The organism is Variovorax sp. P4_B11 (assembly GCF_056402355.1).
This window is the reverse complement of record NZ_JBFUHO010000122.1, coordinates 1-8,260: the sequence shown is the minus strand read 5'-3', so window position 1 is coordinate 8,260 and position 8,260 is coordinate 1. Positions and strand designations below refer to the sequence as shown.

General features: G+C 66.4%; 9 protein-coding genes and 1 pseudogene. 6 read left to right on the top strand and 4 right to left on the bottom strand.

All coding sequences use genetic code 11. From position 1 onward, the window contains the following. The 4 genes from AC1DYD_RS40705 to AC1DYD_RS40690 form a co-directional block, all read right to left on the bottom strand. Positions 1-261 (bottom strand): aldehyde dehydrogenase family protein (locus tag AC1DYD_RS40705; RefSeq protein WP_478178385.1); only part of this gene is annotated, 261 nt, incomplete at its 3' end. A 69-nt stretch (positions 262-330) separates the two neighbouring features. After that, positions 331-1,242, bottom strand: coding sequence for a 5-dehydro-4-deoxyglucarate dehydratase (gene kdgD, locus AC1DYD_RS40700; RefSeq protein ID WP_478178384.1), 912 nt, complete (start codon positions 1,240-1,242; stop codon positions 331-333). Positions 1,243-1,288: 46 nt separating this feature from the next. Then, positions 1,289-2,263: a Bug family tripartite tricarboxylate transporter substrate binding protein gene (locus tag AC1DYD_RS40695; protein ID WP_478178383.1), complete on the bottom strand. Its 975-nt coding sequence runs from the start codon at positions 2,261-2,263 to the stop codon at positions 1,289-1,291. 104 nt (positions 2,264-2,367) lie between these two features. Continuing rightward, positions 2,368-3,195, bottom strand: coding sequence for a FadR/GntR family transcriptional regulator (locus tag AC1DYD_RS40690; protein WP_478178382.1), 828 nt, complete (start codon positions 3,193-3,195; stop codon positions 2,368-2,370). An 89-nt stretch (positions 3,196-3,284) separates the two neighbouring features. On the opposite strand from AC1DYD_RS40690, the gene AC1DYD_RS40685 reads away from it, so the two are divergent. The 6 genes and pseudogenes from AC1DYD_RS40685 to garD all read left to right on the top strand — a co-directional run. Next, entirely contained in the window at positions 3,285-4,100 is an 816-nt protein-coding gene (locus AC1DYD_RS40685; protein ID WP_478178381.1) for an NAD-dependent epimerase/dehydratase family protein, read from the top strand. A gap of 76 nt (positions 4,101-4,176) precedes the next feature. Further along, the gene (locus tag AC1DYD_RS40680) at positions 4,177-5,157 is read left to right on the top strand and encodes a TRAP transporter substrate-binding protein (RefSeq protein ID WP_478178386.1); all 981 of its coding nucleotides are present in this window, start codon (positions 4,177-4,179) and stop codon (positions 5,155-5,157) included. Between the two features lie 10 nt (positions 5,158-5,167). After that, positions 5,168-5,662, top strand: a complete 495-nt coding sequence (locus AC1DYD_RS40675) for a TRAP transporter small permease (protein ID WP_478178380.1) — start codon at positions 5,168-5,170, stop codon at positions 5,660-5,662. Beyond that, on the top strand, positions 5,653-7,005 hold the full coding sequence (locus AC1DYD_RS40670; RefSeq protein WP_478178379.1) for a TRAP transporter large permease: 1,353 nt from the start codon (positions 5,653-5,655) through the stop codon (positions 7,003-7,005). Before AC1DYD_RS40675 ends, AC1DYD_RS40670 begins: the two co-directional genes overlap by 10 nt. A gap of 3 nt (positions 7,006-7,008) precedes the next feature. After that, the gene (locus tag AC1DYD_RS40665; protein WP_478178378.1) at positions 7,009-8,019 is read left to right on the top strand and encodes a lactonase family protein; all 1,011 of its coding nucleotides are present in this window, start codon (positions 7,009-7,011) and stop codon (positions 8,017-8,019) included. A gap of 12 nt (positions 8,020-8,031) precedes the next feature. Beyond that, positions 8,032-8,260 (top strand): annotated as a pseudogene (garD, locus tag AC1DYD_RS40660) (galactarate dehydratase); the annotation flags it as partial.

Here is an 8,260-nt window from a genome sequence, read left to right as displayed (position 1 = left end):
CGCCAGCAGCGTGCCGAGCTCTTCCTTGCGCGCCAGGATCTCGGCGCCGATCTTGTCCAGCGCCTCGGAGCGCGCCTGGATGCCGCCGGTGGACCAGGCGGGAAAGGCGGCCGTGGCGGCCGCGATCGCGGCGTCGACCTGGGCCGCGTCGCCCTGCGCGTACTGGCCCAGCACGTCGCCGAGGTTGCTCGGGTTGAGGTTGGCGCTGTAGCTGGCGGCGGCGCGCCATTCGCCGTTGATGAGGTTGTCGAAGTTCTGCATGGCAGGGAATCCTTGGGAATCGAGGTGTAGGGGGAGCAGCTTACTGCGGCGGACGCACCGCCTGGCGTCCTACTGCGGGCCGAGCTTGGCGATCAGCGCCGCCAGCGCCTCGTACTCGTCGGCCTTGAGCTCGGTCAGCGGCGTGCGCACCGGGCCGGCATCGTGGCCGACGATCCTGGCGCCGGCCTTGACGATGCTCACCGCGTAGCCCTGGCCCTTGTTGCGGATCTCGAGGTAGGGCATGAAGAAATCCTTCAGCAGGCGGTGCTGCGTCGCGATGTCGTCCTTGGCCACGGCTTGGTAGAAATCCATCGCGGTCTTCGGGATGAAGTTGAACACCGCCGACGAATACACCGGCGTGCCGAGCGCCTTGTAGGCGGCCGCATAGACCTCCGCCGTCGGCAGGCCGCCGAGGTAGGCGAAGCGCTCGCCCATGCGCAGGTGGATCGCGCTCATCAGTTCGATGTCGCCGATGCCGTCCTTGAAGCCGACCAGGTTCGGGCAGCGTTCGGCCAGCTTCTCGAGCGTCGCGGGATAGAGCTTGCTCTGGCCGCGGTTGTAGACGATGACGCCGAAGCTGACGCTCTTGCAAACCGCCTCGACATGCGCCGCCAGGCCTTCCTGGCCGGCCTCGGTGAGGTAGTGCGGCAGCAGCAGCACGCCGTGCGCGCCGGCCTTCTCGGCGGCCTGGGCGCACTGGATCGCGAAGCGCGTGGGGCCCCCGGCGCCCGCGATGATCGGCACTTTCCCACGGCAGGTGTCAACCGCGGTCTGGATGATCCCGGGGTACTCGTCGCCGGTCAGCGAGAAGAATTCGCCGGTGCCGCCGGCCGCGAACAGCGCGCTCGCACCATAGGGCGCCAGCCATTCGAGGCGCTTCTCGTAGCTTTTCCGGTCGAAGTCGCCGTTGCGGTCGAAGTCGGTCAACGGAAAGGACAGCAGGCCGGAGCCCATGATGGATTTGAGTTCTTGGGGATTCATGTGAAGAACGTTGGGGGTGGGTGGGAAACGGGAAATTGAAGCGGCCTTAGTCCAGCTTGATCTGGGCGGCCGTGACGACCTTGCCCCAGCGGGCGCGTTCCTTCTCGAAGAACTGGTCTTGCTCAGCGGACGTCATGGTCACGACCTCGGCGCCCTGGCCGGCCAGCCGCGAGCGGATGTCGGGCGTGCGGATGATCGCGATCAGTTCCTTGTTGAGGCGCTGCACCAGCGCCTCCGGCGTGCCGCGCGGCACCAGGACGCCTTGCCAGGTGCCGGATTCGAAGCCGGGCACGCCCTGCTCGGCGATCGTCGGCACATCGCCGATCAGCGGCATGCGCGTGGGCTTGGACACGCCCAGCACCTTGAGCTTGCCGCTCTGCACGTGCGGCAGGGTCGCCAGCATGCCGTTCATCAGCACCTGGGTCTGGCCGGCCACCGTGTCCTGCACCGCCTGAACGCCGCCCTTGTAGGGCACGTACACCCAGCGGGCGCCGCTGGCCCGCTCGAGGGCAACGCCGGCCAGGTGCGGCGCGCTGCCAGTGGCGGTGACGGCGAAATTGAGGTCCGACTTCTTCGACAGCGCGACCAGTTCCTTCAGGTTGTTGGCCGGCACCGAGGGGTGCACCACCAGCAGGTGCGGCGAATAGGCCAGCATCGTGACGCCACGCAGGTCCTTGGCCGGGTCGAAGGACAGCTTGGTGTAGACCGAGGGGCTGATCGCCAGCGCGCCGACATCGCACAGCAGCAGCGTGTAGCCGTCGGGCTGGGCCTTGGCCACCAGGTCGGCGCCCAGGTTGCCATTGGCGCCGGCGCGATTCTCGACGATCACCGATTGCTTCAGCGCTTCCGACAAGGGCTGGCTGATCGAGCGCGCGATGATGTCGGAGGACCCGCCGGGCGGGTACGGAACGACGATGCGGATCGGCTTCGAGGGCCAGGCGTCGGCGGCCTGGGCGGCACCGGCAGCCAGCAGGCCGCTGCCGAGCGCGCCGAGTACGAGATGGCGTCGGTTCAGACTCATGTGTTGTCTCCTGATCGTTGAAGAATGCGCATCGCATGGTAGCGATGTCATCAGTCATCGTACAACTACTTCAAAAGGTTGTCCAGCAAAGACCGACTCCTCCGTCAGGCAGTCGGTGGGCCTGCGGTCGCGCTTTTCTCGGCGTCGAGCCGGGCCGCCTCCTGGGCGCTCCGAAGCCGTTCGCGGCTGTTGGTCAGGTGGATGCGCATGGCCGCGCGCGCCGACTCGGCATCGCGCCGCGCGATCGCCGCATAGATTTCCTCGTGCTCGCGGTTGACCCGGCTGAGGTACTCGCCGCGGCGGTCGTGGTTGCGGATCGCGGTGATCCGGGTGCGCGGAATGATCGTCGTGCCGAGGTGGCTCATGATGTCCGCGAAGTAGGGATTGCCGGTGGCTTGCGCGATCTGCAGGTGGAAGCGGAAATCGGGCGCCACGGTATCGCCGGCAATGGTCACGTTGTGCTCGAAATCGTCGAGCGCCTGCCGCATGGCTGCGAGCTGCTCCTCGGTACGGCGGGTCGCGGCAAGCCCGGCGGATTCGGTCTCCAGGCTGATGCGCAACTCGAGCACGGCCAGCACGTCGACCGACGTGGCGATGTCCGAGGCTTCGAGCCGGAACATGCCGGCGGCCCGCGGTTGCAGCACGAAGGTGCCGATGCCGTGGCGGGTTTCGACCAGCCCGCCGGCCTGCAGCTTGGAGAGCGCCTCCCGCACCACGGTACGGCTCACGCCGTAGGTTTGCATGATGGCCGACTCGGTCGGCAGCTTGTCCCCGGGGCGCAGCGCACCGTCGCGGATCTTGGCGCTCAGGTCCTCGACCAGCCCATGCGCCAGCCGTGGCCGGCCGACGAATGCGGCTGGCGCGGCAGCGCCGCCGGCGACTGTCACCGGCGGCTCATGAACCTGGGGATTACCCGCATTCGATAGCGCCATGCCCCGATGATAATTCATCCGTCGTTGTACGACAACATATAACTGACATCTGCCGAATGTCGCGAAGCCAATCCAAGGAGCCATTGAAGATGCCAGACAAGAACCCACAGAAGCTCGGCCGCCTGCTGTTGACCGGCGCCGCCGGCGGCCTCGGCAAGGTGCTGCGCGAACGGCTGCGCCCCTATGCCGGCGTGTTGCGCCTGTCCGACGTGGCCGCGCTCGCCCCCGCGGAGGGCCCGCATGAGGAAGTCGTGCCCTGCAACCTGTCCGACAAGTCCGCCGTCGACGCGCTGGTGGCCGGCTGCGATGCCATCGTGCACCTCGGCGGCGTCTCGGTGGAGCGGCCGTTCGAGGAAATCCTCGAGGCCAACATCAAGGGCGTGTTCCATATCTACGAAGCGGCGCGCCGCCACGGTGTCAAGCGCGTGATCTTCGCCAGCTCCAACCACGTGATCGGTTTCTACAAGCAGACCGAGCACCTCGACGCCCACGCGCTGCGCCGGCCCGACGGCTACTACGGCCTGTCGAAATCCTTCGGCGAGGACGTGGCGCAGTTCTACTTCGACCGCTGGGGCATCGAGACCGTCAGCATCCGCATCGGCTCCTCGTTCCCCGAGCCGGCCAACCGCCGGATGATGAGCACCTGGCTCAGCTTTCGCGACCTCACGACGCTAATCGAGAAGTCGCTCTTCACGCCGGACGTCAAGCACACGGTGGTCTACGGCGTGTCGGCCAATCGCGACCTGTGGTGGGACAACGATGCGGCCGCGCACCTGGGCTTCGTGCCGCAGGACACCTCCGAGGTCTTCCGCGCCAAGGTGGAAGCCCAGCCGCCGGTGGCGCCGACCGACCCCAACGCCATCTACCAGGGCGGCGCATTCACGGCCCAGGGCCCATTCGAATAAGCCGCCACCGGCTCCCTCTTCCGCCAATCCAAGAAGTCGACTCACTCGCAATTCAAACCAAGGACAAGACATGAAGATCCAACATCGCCCCCTGCACAGCATGATCGCCACCGCCGTGCTGTCGCTCGCCGCCATGCATGCGCAGGCACGCGACTTCCGCTCGGCCGAAGTCCATGCCAAGGACTTCCCGACCAACATGGCCGTGAAGTACATGAGCGACCAGCTCTCGGCTGCGACCGGCGGCAAGGACAAGATCAAGATCTTTGCCGACAGCTCGCTGGGCTCGGAGAAGGACACCGTCGAGCAGGTCAAGATCGGCGCGCTCGACATGGTGCGCGTCAGCTCGGCCTCGTTCCACGGCATCGTGCCCGAGTCGGTGATGCCGTCGCTGCCCTTCCTGTTCCGCGACATCGATCATTTCCGCAAGGTGATGTACGGTCCGACGGGCGACAAGATCCTGGCCGCCTTCGACAAGGCCGGCTTCGTCGGCCTCGCCTTCTACGAGAGTGGCGCGCGCTCGGTCTATGCGAAGAAGCCGGTCAAGTCTGTGGCCGACATGAAGGGCCTGAAGATCCGCGTCCAGCCTTCCGACCTGATGGTGAGCCTGGTGAGCGCCACGGGTGCTTCGCCGACGCCGATGCCGATCGCCGAGGTCTACACCGGCCTCAAGACCGGTCTCGTCGACGCCGCCGAGAACAACTATCCCTCCTACGAGGAAGCCAAGCACTTCGAGGCCGCGCCGGTGTACTCGGAGACGATGCACGTGATGACACCCGAGGTGCTGGTGTTCTCGAAGAAGGTCTGGGACACCCTGCCGAAGGAAGAGCAGGCCCAGATCCGCAAGGCCGCCAAGGAATCGGTGCCCTACTACGTGAAGCTGTGGGAGCCGCGCGAGACCGACGCCAAGGCGGCTGTCATCAAGGGTGGTGCCAAGATCGTTCCGGCGGCCGATATCGACCGCAAGGGCTTCGTGGCGGCCGAGAAGCCGGTCTGGGACAAGTTCGCCACCACGCCTGAGCTCAAGGCGCTGGTGCAGGAAATCGCCGACACCAAGTGATGCGCTCGCGATGACCTTGTTGACCCACCTCAACGCGCGGTTATCGCGCTGGACGATGTACCTCGCGTGCCTCTGTCTGGTCGGCCTGCTGAGCGTCGTCGTCTACGGCGTGGTGCTGCGCTACGTCTTCAACGATGCGCCGGCGTATGTCGAGCAGGTTGCGCTGCTGCTGGTGATCTCGGTCGCCATGTTCGGCGCTTCCGCCGGCGTGCGCGACGCCGGGCACATCGGCCTGGATTCGCTCGTGAAGATGCTGCCGCGCCGGGGGCAGTTCTGGTGCAAGGCTCTCGTCTACGTGCTGAGCATCTCGTTCGCCGCCGCGCTGTTCGCCGGTGGCGTCGAGATGGCGATATCGACCCATGACGCCACCATCCCGACGCTGGGCTTGTCCGAAGCCTTCCGCTACCTGCCGGTGGTGATCGCCGGCGTGCTCATCACGCTCTTCTCGCTCGAGCATCTGATCGCTCAGTTCACCGGCCATGAGGTCGTTCCATCATGGCATTGACACTGCTTTCTCTCAGCTTCCTGGTCTTCCTGGTGCTCGGCATGCCGGTCGCTTTCGCGATCGGCCTCAGCTGCCTCGTGACCTTCGCCTACGAGGGCCTGCCGTTCGAGACCGCGATCCAGATGATGGTCTCGGGCATGAACGTGTTCTCGTTCCTGGCGATTCCGTTCTTCATCTTCTCGGGCGAGCTGATGCTGCACGGCGGCATCGCCGACAAGATCGTCGCCTTCGCCCGCAGCCTGGTCGGCCACTGGAAGGGCGGCCTGGGCCTGGCCAACGTGGTGGCGTCGACGCTGTTCGGTGGCGTCTCCGGTTCGCCGGTGGCCGACACCTCGGCCATGGGCGGCGTGATGATCCCGATCATGAAGAAGGAGGGTTACAGCGCCGCCTACGCGGTCAACGTCACTACGCATGCGTCGCTGTCGGGCGCACTCATGCCGACCTCGCACAACATGATCATCTATGCCTTCGCCGCCCAGGCGGCCGCAGGCGAGATCGCCGGCCACGTGATCAAGGGCGTGTCGATCGGGGACCTGATGTTCGCCGGCCTGATCCCGGTCTTCTGGATCATGGTCTGCATGCTGGTCGCGGCCTACTGGCAGGCCTCGAAGCACGGCTACCCGAAGCGCCCCGACGGCAGCACGCTGCGTGAGCGCTTCCCGGGCTGGGGCACGGTGCTGCGCACCTTCATCTCGGCGATTCCGGGCCTGATGGTGATCGTGATCATCCTGGTCTGCGTGATGGAGGGCATCGCCACCGCGACCGAAGCGGCGGCGATCGCGGTCACCTACTCGCTGCTCCTGACAGTCGTCGTCTACCGCACGATGACCCGGCAGAAGCTGCTGAAATCACTGGCCAAGGCCGCCAAGACCACCGGCGTGATCCTGCTGCTGATCGGCGTGTCGAACATGCTGCGCTACCAGATGGCCTACCTCGAGATCCCGGAGACCATCGAGACCGCGCTGCTGGCGGCGACCACCTCGCCCTGGCTGATGCTGCTGTACATCAACATCATCCAGATCTTCCTGGGCGTGTTCCTGGACATGGCGGCGCACATCCTGATCACCACGCCGCTGTTTCTTCCGCTAGCGATCCAGATGGGGGTCGGACCGGTGCAGTTCGGCATGATGCTGCTGCTCAATTGCGCCCTCGGCCTGGTCCATCCGCCGGTCGGCACCGTGCAGTTCATCGGCTGCGCGATCGGCAAGATATCGATCGGCGAAGCCACGAAGACCGCCTGGCCCTACTACCTGGCCATCTTCATCGCCATCACGCTGGTGACCTACGTGCCCGGCTTCTCGACCTGGCTGCCGACGCTGATTACCGGCCATCCGGTGTTCTGACCCATGTTCTGCGTCTACGTTTCCAATGCCGAGAGCGGCGACATCACGGTGCTGCGCCTGGATCCGCGGCAAGCCACGCTGACACCGGTGCAGCAGGTGGCGGTGGGCGGCGAGGTGATGCCGCTGGCGCTGAGCCCCGACCGGCGGCGGCTCTACGCCGCGCGCCGTTCGGAGCCGCGCGAGGTGCTGAGCTTCGCGATCGACGCGAGGACCGGCACGCTGCAGGCCATCGGTGCCGCCGCACTGCCGCACAGCATGGCCTACATCGCGCCTGATCGCGCGGGCCGATTCCTGTTCAGCGCCTCCTATGGTGGCGATCAGATCGCGGTCAATCCGATCGGTGCCGACGGCATCGCGCTGGCAACGCAGCAGGTGCTGGCCACCGGCCGTCATGCGCATGCGATCCAGGCCGATCCATCCAATCGCTTCGTCTTCGCGAGCACGCTGGGCGCGGGTGTGGTGGTGCAGTTGCGCTTCGATGCCGCGACCGGCCAGCTCAGGCCCAACTCGCCTCCAATCTTCTCGCCGCACGCGGCCGCCAGCCCTCGGCATTTCGTCTTCAGCGCCGACGCCAGGTTCGTCTACCTGCTCAACGAGCTCGACGGGGCCATCGACGTGCTGGCCTTCGACGCGGCCAGCGGCACGCTGCGCACGCTCCAGACCGTCAGCGCCTTGCCGCCCGGATTCAGCGGCGAGCCCTGGGCCTCCGATCTGCACCTGACGCCCGACGGCCGCTTCCTCTACTGCAGCGAGCGGCGCTCCAATACGCTGTGCGCCTTTCGCGTCGACGCCGCAACCGGGGGCCTCGCATTGATCGGACACACAGCCACCGAAACCCAGCCGCGCGGCTTCAACATCACGCCCGATGGCCACTTCCTGATTGCAGCCGGCCAGCGCTCGCACCGGCTGACGCTGTACGCCATCGATACCCACACAGGTTCGCTGAAGGCACTCTGCGAGTGTCGCGCCGGCCAAGGGCCGAACTGGGTCGAGAGCATCGTGCTCGGCAGCTGACCGAGGACCACCATGTCATCCGCTCCAGACCGCCCGCCTCTCTACATCACCATGCACGAGCGCGACAACGTCGCGATCGTGGCCAACGACGGCGGGCTGGCGGCCGGCACGGTGTTCCCCTCGGGCCTCACGCTGCGCGAGAAGGTGCCGCAAGCCCACAAGGTGGCGCTGGTCGACATCCCCGAAGGCGCAGAGGTGCGCCGCTACGACGTGGCAATCGGCTATGCGCTCAAGGACATCC

Coding starts and splice junctions, on each gene's coding strand:
- kdgD (WP_478178384.1), bottom strand. CDS start 1,242: ATGAATCCCCAAGAACTCAAATCCATCATGGGCTCCGGCCTGCTGTCC.
- AC1DYD_RS40695 (WP_478178383.1), bottom strand. CDS start 2,263: ATGAGTCTGAACCGACGCCATCTCGTACTCGGCGCGCTCGGCAGCGGC.
- AC1DYD_RS40690 (WP_478178382.1), bottom strand. CDS start 3,195: ATGGCGCTATCGAATGCGGGTAATCCCCAGGTTCATGAGCCGCCGGTG.
- AC1DYD_RS40685 (WP_478178381.1), top strand. CDS start 3,285: ATGCCAGACAAGAACCCACAGAAGCTCGGCCGCCTGCTGTTGACCGGC.
- AC1DYD_RS40675 (WP_478178380.1), top strand. CDS start 5,168: ATGACCTTGTTGACCCACCTCAACGCGCGGTTATCGCGCTGGACGATG.
- AC1DYD_RS40670 (WP_478178379.1), top strand. CDS start 5,653: ATGGCATTGACACTGCTTTCTCTCAGCTTCCTGGTCTTCCTGGTGCTC.
- AC1DYD_RS40665 (WP_478178378.1), top strand. CDS start 7,009: ATGTTCTGCGTCTACGTTTCCAATGCCGAGAGCGGCGACATCACGGTG.